Genomic DNA, 11,987 nt, shown 5'->3' with positions numbered 1-11,987 from the left:
GTCAGCCGTTCCAGATGTCGTAGAGGCGCACTTCGAGCACGGCCAGGACAATCGCGCCCGCCGCGACCGTCACGGAGCCCCAGCGGGTCCGCTCTGCCAGCGAGAGGAAACCCGCCGCCGGAACCGCCGCGAACGCCCCGATCAGATAGGCGACGAAGATGACCGCCCCCTCGTCGGCCTCCTCGCCGCGTGCCAGCTGCACAATCCCGAGCAGTAGTTGCGCCAGTGCCAGCACCGACACCACGGCCATGCCGATGAAGTGCCAGTCCTTGGTGGGCTGGTCGCGAAGGGCGGCATAGCCGCACCATGCGGCGAGGGCGAGCGCGGTCACGGCGACCGCGACCGTCAGGGCGTCAAGCATGACCCCGAGCGTATTACGGGCCAAAAGGCCCGATGCGCGCGGCCCCGGCCGCTTCGCAGGGGCGACGGACCCGCCCGGGACCGCCCCTTCGGGCTGCCGCCCTGCGGACCGTGGCCTTGGCCACAACGCACGAGCGTTCCGAGCCGCCTCGCCGGTGTTGTCGTCGGGGACCTCTCGGCCGTGCCCGCACAGGCCACGCACGGAGGAGCGGAGATCACGGCCGCCACTGAGCCCGACCGTACGCGTCCGCATGTCGGTCGGATTCTGTCCGCTATCCGGACAGCGCTGATCGCTTCACACCCCTGTCTGCTTTACTTGCCGACATGACCACGACGAGCAGCCGCACCCTTGCGACCGAGGCGATCACGACGCCCGGTGCTCGTTGTATGTGTCGAATGTGCGCCAACTGAGGGCCCCTGCCTGAGCCTCGCGCCCCGAAGCGAGACCGACAGCCGAGCCGATTCCGGTGCTCCACCAGGACGCATCGGACCGAGCCTGCCCCGCGCACGCGTTGCCCCCGGCCACCAGCCGAATCACCGTGACGCGCCCGGCTGTCCGAAATCCGAATGCCCCTTGCCCGGCGGACATCTCGCCGTGCACTCGACAGTGACGGAAACTCCCTGTGATCACCACTACGGGCCTGACCAAGGTCTACGAGTCACGAGGCCGCGAGGTCACCGCGCTGGACGGCGTCGATCTGCATGTCCGTGAGGGCGAGGTCTTCGGAGTCGTCGGCCAGAGCGGCGCCGGAAAGTCCTCACTCATCCGCTGCGTCAACCTGCTCGAGCGCCCCACCTCCGGCACCGTGACCGTGGCCGGCCAGGACCTCACCGCGCTCGCCGGCCGCAGCCGCCGCGCCTCGAAAGAACTGCGCCAGGCACGCAGCCGTATTGGCATGGTCTTCCAGCATTTCAACCTGCTGTCCTCGCGCACCGTCAAGGACAACATCGAACTGCCGCTGGAGATCCTCGGCGCCTCCGGTGCCGAGCGCTCCCGCAAGGCCCTCGAACTGCTCGACCTGGTGGGCCTCGCCGACAAGGCGAAGGCCTACCCCGGCCAGCTGTCCGGCGGACAGAAGCAGCGCGTCGGTATCGCCCGGGCGCTCGCGGGCGACCCCAAGGTTCTTCTCTCCGACGAGGCGACCAGCGCTCTCGATCCCGAGACCACCCGCTCGATCCTTCAGCTGCTGCGCGACCTCAACCGGCAGCTCGGACTGACCGTGCTGCTCATCACGCACGAGATGGACGTCGTCAAGACCATCTGCGACTCCGCAGCACTGATGAAGAAAGGAAAGATCATCGAATCCGGCACCGTGAGCGAACTGCTCGCGACCCCCGGCTCCGAGCTTGCTCAGGAGCTGTTCCCGGTAGGCGGTGAGGCCTCCGGCCCCGACAGCACCGTCGTCGACGTCACCTTCCACGGTGAGGCCACGACCCAGCCGGTCATCTCCCAGCTCTCGCGCACGTACAACGTCGACATCTCGATCCTCGCCGCCGCGATGGACACCGTCGGCGGCAAGCAGATCGGCCGGATGCGCATCGAACTGCCCGGACGGTACGAGGAGAACGTCGTCCCGGTCGGCTTCCTGCGCGAACAGGGCCTCCAGGTCGATGTCGTCGACGCGGCCCCCGCCGCGGAGCGGACGGCCCTCCCGGCGCAGAGCGCCGCGCTGGTCGAGGAGTTCGCCAAGTGACCTGGTCGCAAATGCAGCCGCTGCTGAGCCAGGGCACCATCGACACCCTCTACATGGTGCTGTGGTCCACCCTTGTCACGGTCGCGGGCGGACTGCCGCTCGGAGTGCTCCTGGTCCTCACCGACAAAGGCGGACTGCTGCAGAACACCCCGGTGAACAAGGTCGTCGGCGTGATCGTGAACATCGGCCGTTCGCTGCCGTTCATCATCCTGCTGATCGCGCTGATCCCCTTCACCACGCTGGTCGTCGGCACCTTCATCGGTCCCACCGCGATGATCGTGCCGCTCGCCGTCGGCGCCATTCCGTTCTTCGCGCGGCTCGTCGAGACGGCGATCCGCGAGGTCGACCACGGTCTTGTCGAAGCCGTCCAGTCGATGGGCGGCTCGATCCCGACGATCGTCCGCAAGGTGCTGCTGCCGCAGGCTCTGCCCTCACTCGTCTCCGCCGTCACGACCACCGTGATCGTCCTCGTCGGCTACTCGGCCATGGCAGGGGCGGTCGGCGGCGAAGGACTCGGATCCAAGGCCGTCACCTACGGATTCCAGCGCTTCGAGACCCAGTTCATGCTGATCACGGTCGTCGTCCTGATCGCCGTCGTCACCGCCGTACAGCTCATCGGCGACGGAGTCGTACGACTCCTGGCACGCCGGGGCCGTACCGCTTCCTGACCCACCAGACCTTCCCCCGCACAGCCCGCACTCCTTGTCCGGGCGTTGTTCCGCTCCACCAGAAAGAGGCACTCTTCGTGCGTAAGAACATCAGGTTCACCGTGTCCGCCGCCGCTCTCGGGGCCCTCGCCCTCGGCCTCACCGCCTGCGGCACCGCGTCCGACCCGGCCGCCAGGGCCGACTCCGGCACCAAGGGCGACGAGTCCAGGGCGCTGGTCGTCGCCGCATCCCCGACGCCGCACGCGGACATCCTCAATTACGTCAAGGACAAGCTGGCGAAGAAGGCCGGACTGAACCTCGAGGTCAAGGAGTTCACGGACTACGTCCTGCCGAACACCGCCACCGAGAGCGGCCAGGTCGACGCCAACTTCTTCCAGCACAAGCCGTACCTCGACGACTTCAACAAGAAGAACAACACCCACATCGTCCCCGTCGTCAACGTTCACCTGGAGCCGCTCGGCCTCTACTCCAAGAAGGCCAAGACCCTCAAGGAGATCACCTCCGGCCAGACCGTGGCTGTGCCGAACGACACCACCAACGAGGGTCGTGCGCTGGCGCTGCTCGCCGACAACGGGCTGATCACCCTCAAGGACGGCGCGGGCAGCAGCGCCAAGCTCTCCGACATCAAGGACAGCAAGGGCCTGAAGTTCAAGGAGATCGAGGCCGCCACGCTGCCCCGCGCCCTGAACGACGTCGACGCCGCGGTCATCAACGGCAACTACGCCATCGAGGCCGACCTCAAGCCCGCCAAGGACGCCCTTGCGCTGGAGAAGGCCGAGGGCAACCCGTACGCCAACTTCCTCGCCGTCAGGCAGGGCAGCGAGAAGGACGCCCGGGTGCAGAAGCTCGCGAAGCTCCTCAACTCCCCCGAGGTGCAGAGGTTCATCGAGGACACGTATGCCGGATCGGTCGTCCCGGCCTTCGGCGCCGCCAACTGAAGCCTGCCGTACGACCCTTGAACGGGGCCTCGCGCATCATGAGAGGTGCGCGGGGCCCTGCTCGACTCACCACCCGGCCATGCGCATCCGTCACCGCATGCTGCATGCTGTGCCTTTACGGCTACGACCCTTCACACACGGTCTTCGGCATGGAGCTGCGCATGACTACCACCTTCCCGGACGTGTCCATCAGCACGGAGCGGTTGGTGCTGCGCCCCCTCGAAGAAGCCGACATCCCGGCGCACACCGAGATGATGAACGACGAGATGGTCACGGCATGGACCTCGGTGCCGCACCCGTACACCGCCGCGGACTCCGATGCGTGGATCCGCAGGATCGCTCCTGCAGAGCGCACCGAAGGCCGCGGAATCGTTCTGGCGGTCACCGAGTTCCTCACCCAGCGGCTCGTCGGCGTCGTCCATCTCAAGAACACCAACTGGCGCACCCTCGCCACGGAGGTCGCCTACATGACCGCTCCCTGGGCCCGCGGTGAGGGCTACGCCACCGAATCGGTGCTTGCCGTCGCCCAGTGGCTGTTCCGCGTCCAGAAGTTCGAGCGCCTTGAACTGCGCACCGCCGCCGACAACACGGCCTCCCAGCAGGTCGCGCAGAAGATCGGCTGCATCAGCGAGGGCGTGCTGCGCAACGCATGGATAGCGCGCACGCAGACAGAGGACGGGGGCTGGGCCGACATCCGTACCGATCTGATCGTCTGGAGCCTGCTCCCCGAGGACCTCGAGGGCGTGTCGGGCCGGATGGCTGACGCGGGCTACGCCTCCTTCACCGACTGGAACTGACGGCACCCGGCCACGACCCGGCACAGCCGGCTCCAGGTACTCTCGCCATGCCCGCGCCTGCGGGCTGCCCCGACCTGCGACGACACCAGGAGACTGACGACGATGGCCGACCGCGTCACGGTGATCGGCTGGGACGGTTCGCCCCTCACCGCGGCGGCCAGGTCCGCCCTGTCCGCTGCCACACTGGTGGCCGGAGCCGCGCACCATCTGGCGCTGCCCGAGGTACCGGCGGGCGCCGAGCGCATCCGGCTCGGCAGCGTCGGCCTTGCCGCCCGGCGCATCGCGGGGCACCGCGGCAGCGCTGTTGTCCTCGCCGACGGCGACCCGGGCTTCTTCGGCGTCGTACGCACCCTGCGCGCGCCCGAGCACGGCCTGGAGGTCGAGGTCGTACCCGCCGTCTCGTCCGTCGCCACCGCCTTCGCCCGGGCCGGAATGCCCTGGGACGACGCCCAGATCGTCGTCGCCCACCGCCGTACCCTGCGCCGCGCCGTCAACGTCTGCCGGGCGCACCCCAAGGTCGCCGTCCTCACCTCCCCGGGCGCCGGGCCCGCCGAGCTCGCCCTGCTGCTCGAAGGGGTGCACCGCACCTTCGTCATCTGCGAGGAACTGGGCAGCGACCGCGAGCAGGTCACGGTCCTCACCTCCGAAAAGGCCGCCGACCACTCCTGGCGCGACCCCAATGTCGTGATCGTCATCGGCGGAGCGGGGACCGCGGCCGTCCAGGGCGGAGGCTGGATCGCGGGCCGCGAACCCGGCTACCCGCCGGCGGTACGGGGCTGGGCGCTGCCCGCGGACGCGTACGGACAGCCGCACGGGCAGGCTCCGGGTGAGGGGGAGTCCGTGCAGCTGCGCGCCGCCCAGCTGGCCAGGCTCGGGCCGCGCATCGGCGATCTCGTCTGGGACATCGGCTCGGGCAGCGGGGCGCTCGCGGCGGAGGCGGCCCGATTCGGCGCCGCGGTCATCGCCGTCGACGCGGACGCGGACGCCTGCGCCCGCACTGCAGCCACGGCCCGGCACGCGGGCGCCCAGCTCCAGGTCGTCCAGGGGCGCGCGCCACATGTACTGGAGCGACTGCCGGAGCCCGATGTCGTACGGATCGGGGGCGGGGGAGTACCGGTGGTGACCGCGTGCGCCGACCGGCGGCCGCAGCGCATCGTCACGCATGCCTCGACCCGCGACGATGCGGAGGCGATCGGCGCGGCCCTCGCGGCCGGCGGCTACGAGGTGGAGTGCGCGCTGCTTCAGTGCGTCGACATGGACACGGCGGCGTGGGCGGAGCGGGAGCGTTCCGTCGTCTTCCTGCTCTCCGGCAGCCGGGTGGAGAGCGCCCCATGACCGTCCTGCCGGACGGCGCGCGGTAGGCTGGCCGATCGTCGTACCGCACCCGGACGTTCGTCGGTTCGTTCGTCAATGTCCGGAAAATGGGGCCGCTTTGGTTCCGTTATGTGGTACGTCAGAACCGGGGGAAGCGCAACGTGGCGCAGCCCACAACGGGCCGTGGCCGATCTCATGGCCCCGGCGCCGAACGGCCGCGAGAATGCTTGGAGACCGTGGGGGCATCGTGCCGCACGGCGCACACGCTCGTTCTTGTTGACGGGCGTCAGGTGTGCCGTGATGGGCGTCCCGGGCGACGGGCGAAGGAACACAAGCGATGGGCGAGGGGTACGCATGACTGACACCGGTCAGATCCCGGGCGAGGGGCTGCCGGAGAACGCAGGCATGGTGGAGCAGCCGGGCATCCCCGCTCCTGGCGCGTACACCTACCTCGACCCCTCCGGGAACGGTTCCGAAGAGGACGATCTGCTGCTGATGCCGGGCGCGCAGGGGGCGTGGAGCGATCCGCAGCCGATGCAGTCCGTGCAGCCGGCGCAGCCTGTCCAGGCGATGCAGTCCGTGTCGTCGGTCCAGTCCGTCCAGCCTGTCCAGTCGGGGCAGTCCGCCCTTTCCGGGCAGCAGGGCCCGGTGGCCCAGGGGCCGGCCGCTCACGGGTCCCTGGGATCCATGGGGTCCGTGGGGGCCGTGGGGTCCGTGGGGCAGGCCCCGGTGGCCGTGCCGCCGCCCGCGCCGACGGACCAGATCTCTCGGATCTCTCAGACCTCCGCTCCCGAGCATTTTGTTTCCGAGCACCATGGGGCCGAGTCCTTTGTGTCCGAGGCTCATGCGGAGGCGTCCGTGGCGGTGCAGAAGCCTGCTGGACCGGAGTTCGCGGCGCCGGAGTACGCGGCAGCCGAGTTCGCCGCGCCCGCGCCGGTTGTGCCCGAGTTCCAGGAAGAGCGGCCCGTATCCGAGCCTGTCGCCGAACAGGCGCCGGTCGCCGAGGCGGTGGCCGAGGCGGTGACACCCGCCCCGCCCGTCTTCGACACGCACGAGTCCGGCGCGCACGAGGCCGGGGGCCGGGATTCCGGTTCCGTCGACCTCAATGGCGTACGCATTCCGCCCACATCGGCCACCCCGACTCCGCCGCCCGCGCGACGTCCGCTGCACATGGGTCCGCCGCTGCCCGACACCTCGGGCGGAGTGGTGCGCTCGCTCGCCGACCGCGGTCCGGCGGGCGCGCGCCCGCCCGTCATGGCGGTGGCCAACCCCGGCCCGCCCACGGCGGGACCGGAGTACCTCGACACCCCGCACGAGGGGGCGGCTGCCGTGCTGCCCGGACCGCAGCTCGGCGAGATTCCGCCGCAGGGCGGGACTCCTTGGGATCCTCAGCCCCCGCAGTTCCACACGCCTCCTCCGGCACCGGCAGTACCCGTCGTCCCGGAGTCCGCTCCTGTCACGGCGGTCCCTCCCGTTGTCGCCGAGGCTCCCACCGTCGCTTCCGAGCCCGAGCCGCAGGCGCACGCGGAGGCGGAGCCCGAGCCCGAGCAGCCGTCGTCCGGACAGTTCGTCCGGGTCGACGGGTCGCTGCCCACCACTCCGCACCTCGCGCCGACGCCGGTTCCCGCGGTGGTGCAGGCCGAGCCCGAACCGGTGCCCGAGCCCGTGGCGGAGGCAGAGGTCGCCGCAGTGATCACCGAGCCGGAGGCGGAGCCGCAGCCGGTGCCGGCGCCGCAGCCGGGGCCGGAGCCGGAGCCGGGTGCTCAGGCGGGGCCGATCCTCGTACCCGCGCCGCGCGACGGCTCCCCGGAACTGCTCGACGAGGCGGTTCCCGAAGCGGTTTCCGAGCCCGCCGCCGTACCTGTCGCCGAGTCTGCCGCCGTGGCCGGGCCGAGCGCGGCTGCCGAGGAGGTCGTCGTGGCCGAAGAGCCCGCACCCGTGCCCGAGCCGGAGCCGGAGCCCGTCCCCGTGCCCGAGCCGGTTGCCGCCGGCCGCGCGGCCGCGCCCGGCTACGACGACGCCGAGCGCGAGGCCGTCCTTCGCGTCATGCGCGAACGCCGGGACATCCGGAACGGCTTCCGCAGCGACCCCATCCCGCACGAAGTGCTGCTGCGCGTCCTGGAAGCCGCCCACACGGCGCCCAGCGTCGGCCACTCCCAGCCCTGGGACTTCGTTGTCATCCGCTCCGCCGAGACCCGGCGGACCATGCACGAACTCGCCCAGCGGCAGCGCGAGGCGTACGCGAAGTCGCTTCCGAAGGGCAGAGCCAAGCAGTTCAAGGAACTGAAGATCGAGGCGATCCTCGACACGCCTGTCAACATCGTGGTCACCGCCGACCCGACGCGCGGCGGCCGCCACACGCTGGGTCGTCACACCCAGCCGCAGATGGCCCCGTACTCCTCCGCCCTCGCCGTCGAGAACCTGTGGCTCGCCGCCCGCGCGGAAGGCCTCGGCGTCGGCTGGGTCAGTTTCTTCGACGAGCGCGAGATGGTGCGCGCGCTGGGGCTGCCGGAGCACCTCGAGGTCGTTGCGTACCTGTGCGTCGGTTACGTCGACGAATTCCCCGAGGAGCCCGAACTGATGCAGGCGGGCTGGTCCAAGCGCCGCCCGCTGTCGTGGGTCGTCCATGAGGAGACGTACGGGCGTCGCGCCCTGCCCGGCGAGGAGCCCCACGACCTCCTTCAGGAGACTGTCTCCAACATCCGCCCGCTCGACGCGAAGGCGCTCGGCGAGGCGTGGGAGCGGCAGAAGCGGATGACCAAGCCCGCGGGCGCGCTCGGGATGCTGGAGATCATCTCCGCGCAGCTGAGCGGACTGTCGCGGATGTGCCCGCCGCCGATCCCGGAGCCCGCGGCTGTCGCGATCTTCGCGGGCGACCACGGGGTGCACGCGCAGGGCGTCACCGCCTGGCCGCAGGAGGTCACGGCCCAGATGGTCGCCAACTTCCTCGGCGGTGGCGCGGTCTGCAACGCCTTCGCCAACCAGGTGGGCGCGGAAGTCTGCGTCATCGACGTCGGCGTGGCCGGGGATCTGCCCGCCACCCCGGGACTGCTGCCGCGCAAGGTCCGGCCCGGCACGGCCGACTTCACGACCGGGCCCGCGCTGAGCCGCGAGGACGTCCTCTCCGCAGTCGAGGTCGGCATCGAGACGGCGCGGGATCTGGTCGCGGCGGGCAACAAGGCGCTGCTCACCGGTGAGATGGGCATCGCGAACACGACGGTCTCGGCCGCGCTCATCGCCGTCTACACGGGCATCGACCCGAGCGAGATCACCGGCCGCGGTACGGGCATCAACGACGAGATGCACGCGCGCAAGGTCGACGTGGTGCGCCGCGCGCTCGAACTCCACGCGCCCGACCCGGCCGACCCGATCGGCGTCCTGTCGGCGGTCGGCGGCCTGGAACACGCCGCACTGGTCGGCTTCATCCTCGGCGGCGCGTCGCTGCGTACGCCGGTGGTGCTGGACGGTGTCTCGGCGGGCGCGGCCGCGCTGGTCGCCCGCGCGATCGCGCCCGAGGCCCTGGCGGCGTGCATCGCGGGCCACCGCAGCGCGGAGCCGGGCCACGTGGCGGCACTCAACAAGCTGGGCCTGCGGCCGCTGGTCGACCTGGACCTGAGGCTGGGGGAGGGCACGGGGGCGCTGCTGGCGCTGCCGGTGGTGCAGAGCGCTGCGCGGGCGATGCACGAGGTGGCCACGTTCGACTCGGCGGGCGTCACCGAGAAGTAGCCCGCGGTGACGCCGGCTCGCCAGGTGGTGGGTGGGCCCGCCTTCGGCGGTCCGGTTGCTCCACCGCCCGCCCGTTTCGGGCCCCTTGGTCGGCGCCTCCGGTGTCCGCCGCGCGAGCGCCGCAGGGGCCATGCGGGCGTCCCGCCCCAGTTTTCGGGCTGGGGGTACCTCCTACCGCTGCCAGGCCGTAGGAGGAGGGTGGCGCAGGTCAGAAACCCCCCGCCCCCTTAAGGTATTCGCCAGGGTCCCCACCCCGCCCCACCAGCCGCTTCACTGCCGCAGCGGTCCCGTACACGCACCGCCCCGCACGAGGAGCCACGACCGCCATGGCCGAGAACGCAGAGCCCGCTGAGCCCGCTGAGTCCGCTGAGCAGGCCGAGCACCCCGCCTACCCCGTCGGACTCCGCCTCACCGGGCGCCGCGTCGTCGTCCTCGGCGGTGGCCAGGTCGCCCAGCGCCGGCTGCCCGCGCTCATCGCGGCCGGCGCCGACATCGTCCTCGTCTCCCCGGAGGCAACGCCCTCCGTCGAGGCGATGGCCGCGGCGGGCGAGATCGGCTGGGAGCGGCGCCCGTACGCCGAGGGCGACCTTGCCGACGCCTGGTACGCCCTCATCGCGACCTCCGACGCCGGAGCGAACGAACGCGCGTCGGCCGAGGCCGAGCGCACCCGCACCTGGTGCGTACGCTCCGACGACGCCGGTGCCGCCACCGCCTGGACCCCGGCCACCGGCCGGTCCGAGGGCGTGACCGTCGCCGTGCTGACGGGACGCGACCCGCGCCGTTCGGCAGCCGTGCGCGACGCGATCGTCGAGGGCCTGCGCGACGGCTCCCTCGCGGCGCCCCACCACCGCACCCGTACCCCCGGCGTAGCCCTCGTCGGCGGCGGTCCGGGCGACCCGGACCTGATCACCGTCCGCGGCCGCCGACTCCTCGCCGAGGCAGATGTCGTCATCGCGGACCGCCTCGGCCCCCGGGACCTTCTGGACGAACTCCCGCCCCACGTCGAGGTGATCGACGCCGCGAAGATCCCGTACGGCCGCTACATGGCCCAGGAGGCCATCAACAACGCCCTGATCGAGCACGCGAGGGCGGGCAAGGCGGTCGTGCGTCTCAAGGGCGGCGACCCCTTCGTCTTCGGCCGGGGCATGGAGGAGGCCGAAGCCCTTGCCGCGGCGGGTGTCCCGTGCACCGTCGTCCCCGGCATCTCCAGCTCCATCAGCGTCCCCGGAGCCGTCGGCATCCCGGTGACGCATCGTGGAGTGGCGCACGAGTTCACGGTGGTCAGCGGCCATGTCGCACCCGATGACGACCGTTCGCTGGTCGACTGGGAGTCGCTCGCCAAGCTCCGCGGGACGCTCGTCGTCCTGATGGGCGTGGACAAGATCGGCGCGATCGCGCAGACCCTCCTCGCGCACGGAAAGACCCCCGACACCCCTGTGGCCCTGGTCCAGGAGGGGACGACCGCTTCCCAGCGCCGCGTCGACGCGACCCTGGCGACCGTCGCGGAGCGGGTCCGGGCCGAGGACGTACGCCCGCCTGCGGTCATCGTCATCGGCGATGTCGTCACCGTCGGCCCGTGGACGGCATAGGCGTCCCGCGCCGCGTAACCGCCAGTAACAGACCTGCGCCCAGCCGTTGGCACCACAACCTGAAGAGGGCAGTATCACCCTGTGGCTGATCTCATCACTGTCGAGGACCCCGATGACCCGCGCCTGCGCGACTACACGGGCCTGACCGACGTCGAGCTGCGGCGCAAGCGCGAACCCGCGGAGGGCTTGTTCATCGCCGAGGGCGAGAAGGTCATCCGGCGGGCCAAGGACGCCGGCTACGAGATGCGGTCGATGCTGCTCTCTGCCAAGTGGGTCGACGTCATGCGGGACGTCATCGACGAGCTCCCGGCACCCGTGTACGCGGTGAGCCCCGAGCTGGCCGAACGGGTCACCGGCTACCACGTGCACCGCGGCGCGCTCGCCTCCATGCAGCGCAAGCCCTTGCCGACAGCCGACGAACTGCTGCTGACCGCCCGCCGGGTCGTGGTCATGGAGTCGGTCAACGACCACACCAATATCGGCGCGATCTTCCGCAGCGCAGCCGCCCTCGGTATGGACGCGGTGCTGCTCTCGCCGGACTGCGCGGACCCGCTCTACCGCCGCTCCGTGAAGGTGTCGATGGGCGCGGTCTTCTCCGTCCCTTACGCGCGTCTCGACTCCTGGCCCAGGGGCCTGGAGTCCGTACGGGAAGCGGGCTTCAGACTTCTCGCCCTCACCCCCGACGAGAAGGCATCCTCCATCGACGAGGCGGCCCCGCACCGGCTGGAGCGCGTCGCGCTGATGCTCGGCGCGGAGGGCGACGGGCTGTCGACGCAGGCGCTGGTCGCCGCCGACGAGTGGGTGCGGATCCCGATGGCGCACGGGGTGGACTCGCTCAACGTGGGTGCGGCCGCCGCGGTCGCCTTCTACGCGGTCGCGACGGGCCGCCCCGGCGCCTGAG

9 protein-coding genes are annotated in these 11,987 nt (G+C 71.2%); 8 read left to right on the top strand and 1 reads right to left on the bottom strand.

The window, feature by feature from the left end; all coding sequences use genetic code 11:
- Position 1: 1 nt before the first annotated feature.
- Positions 2–361, bottom strand: a complete 360-nt coding sequence (locus FBY35_RS24255) for a hypothetical protein (protein WP_142216099.1) — start codon at positions 359–361, stop codon at positions 2–4.
- 622 nt (positions 362–983) lie between these two features.
- Here FBY35_RS24255 and FBY35_RS24250 point away from each other — a divergent pair.
- The 8 genes from FBY35_RS24250 to FBY35_RS24215 all read left to right on the top strand — a co-directional run bounded on the left by FBY35_RS24250 (position 984) and on the right by FBY35_RS24215 (position 11,986).
- Entirely contained in the window at positions 984–2,054 is a 1,071-nt protein-coding gene (locus FBY35_RS24250) for a methionine ABC transporter ATP-binding protein (protein WP_142216098.1), read from the top strand.
- On the top strand, positions 2,051–2,722 hold the full coding sequence (locus FBY35_RS24245; RefSeq protein WP_142216097.1) for a methionine ABC transporter permease: 672 nt from the start codon (positions 2,051–2,053) through the stop codon (positions 2,720–2,722). The genes FBY35_RS24250 and FBY35_RS24245 overlap by 4 nt, the downstream gene beginning before the upstream one ends.
- A 77-nt stretch (positions 2,723–2,799) precedes the next feature.
- The gene (locus tag FBY35_RS24240; protein ID WP_142216096.1) at positions 2,800–3,660 is read left to right on the top strand and encodes a MetQ/NlpA family ABC transporter substrate-binding protein; all 861 of its coding nucleotides are present in this window, start codon (positions 2,800–2,802) and stop codon (positions 3,658–3,660) included.
- Positions 3,661–3,764: 104 nt separating this feature from the next.
- On the top strand, positions 3,765–4,457 hold the full coding sequence (locus FBY35_RS24235; protein WP_142216095.1) for a GNAT family N-acetyltransferase: 693 nt from the start codon (positions 3,765–3,767) through the stop codon (positions 4,455–4,457).
- A gap of 102 nt (positions 4,458–4,559) precedes the next feature.
- Complete coding sequence (gene cbiE, locus FBY35_RS24230) at positions 4,560–5,792, top strand: precorrin-6y C5,15-methyltransferase (decarboxylating) subunit CbiE (RefSeq protein WP_142216094.1); 1,233 nt, start codon at positions 4,560–4,562, stop codon at positions 5,790–5,792.
- A gap of 333 nt (positions 5,793–6,125) precedes the next feature.
- On the top strand, positions 6,126–9,497 hold the full coding sequence (cobT, locus tag FBY35_RS24225; RefSeq protein ID WP_142216093.1) for a nicotinate-nucleotide--dimethylbenzimidazole phosphoribosyltransferase: 3,372 nt from the start codon (positions 6,126–6,128) through the stop codon (positions 9,495–9,497).
- 326 nt (positions 9,498–9,823) lie between these two features.
- On the top strand, positions 9,824–11,086 hold the full coding sequence (gene cobA / locus FBY35_RS24220; protein ID WP_142216092.1) for a uroporphyrinogen-III C-methyltransferase: 1,263 nt from the start codon (positions 9,824–9,826) through the stop codon (positions 11,084–11,086).
- 81 nt (positions 11,087–11,167) lie between these two features.
- Positions 11,168–11,986 carry an RNA methyltransferase gene (locus FBY35_RS24215; RefSeq protein WP_142216091.1) on the top strand — a complete coding sequence of 273 codons (819 nt, stop codon included), beginning with the start codon at positions 11,168–11,170 and terminating at the stop codon, positions 11,984–11,986.
- The last annotated feature ends 1 nt before the right edge of the window (position 11,987 follow it).

The sequence above is a fragment of the Streptomyces sp. SLBN-118 genome, assembly GCF_006715635.1.
Taxonomy (GTDB): Bacteria; Actinomycetota; Actinomycetes; order Streptomycetales; family Streptomycetaceae; genus Streptomyces.
This window is presented reverse-complemented; position numbering and strand designations above follow the sequence as displayed.

Coding starts and splice junctions, on each gene's coding strand:
- FBY35_RS24255 (WP_142216099.1), bottom strand. CDS start 361: ATGCTTGACGCCCTGACGGTCGCGGTCGCCGTGACCGCGCTCGCCCTC.
- FBY35_RS24235 (WP_142216095.1), top strand. CDS start 3,765: ATGCTGTGCCTTTACGGCTACGACCCTTCACACACGGTCTTCGGCATG.
- cbiE (WP_142216094.1), top strand. CDS start 4,560: ATGGCCGACCGCGTCACGGTGATCGGCTGGGACGGTTCGCCCCTCACC.
- cobT (WP_142216093.1), top strand. CDS start 6,126: ATGACTGACACCGGTCAGATCCCGGGCGAGGGGCTGCCGGAGAACGCA.
- cobA (WP_142216092.1), top strand. CDS start 9,824: ATGGCCGAGAACGCAGAGCCCGCTGAGCCCGCTGAGTCCGCTGAGCAG.